We start from the raw sequence: 488 nt of genomic DNA, 5'->3' as shown, positions 1-488 counted from the left end.
CTGTTCACCGAGTTTGGGGTGGGTTTTCTTGATTGTTTCGATGGTTTTGAGGAGTGGGCTGTTTGATTTTTCCAGGGCTTTGAGGTAGCGCCTTTGACTGCGGCTTCGCCTGGCCCTACGGGCTCTCCTGCGGAGACTCTATCTCCGCTTCGCTCCGGTTCGTCGTATTTTTCGCGATTTTTCCAGCAACTGAAGAGGATGCGTTGCCATTTGTAGGCGAGGCTGCGAAGGATGGATTGATGGCGGTGAAATTCTAGTCGCTCGGTCGCGCCTAGTGTTGTTGATAGTAGGCCTTCACCTAAAGGGATTTGATAACCGTTTGAGCGGCCCATTGATTCGACCCCGCCCCACGGGGTCTCACCCCTGCGGGGCTCGTCGCTAGCACTCCTGTCTAAAAAGCCTACAAGCCTTCGGCTTTTTTCCACAAAGGTTTGCCGCCAGAATTTGTTGCAGCCATAGCGGCGGTGGACGAAGTGCATCTTCCCGCT

The 488-nt window shown here is 54.3% G+C and carries 1 pseudogene; it reads right to left on the bottom strand.

The features are described from left to right. Window positions 1-479: pseudogene (locus JIN78_RS17435) on the bottom strand (hypothetical protein); the annotation flags it as partial. Window positions 480-488 lie beyond the last annotated feature (9 nt).

Source organism: Roseibacillus ishigakijimensis (genome assembly GCF_016595415.1).
In the GTDB taxonomy this organism is placed as follows: Bacteria; Verrucomicrobiota; Verrucomicrobiia; order Verrucomicrobiales; family Akkermansiaceae; genus Roseibacillus; species Roseibacillus ishigakijimensis.
Note: the sequence above shows the minus strand (reverse complement) of the source record. Positions and strands in the feature narration are given on the sequence as shown.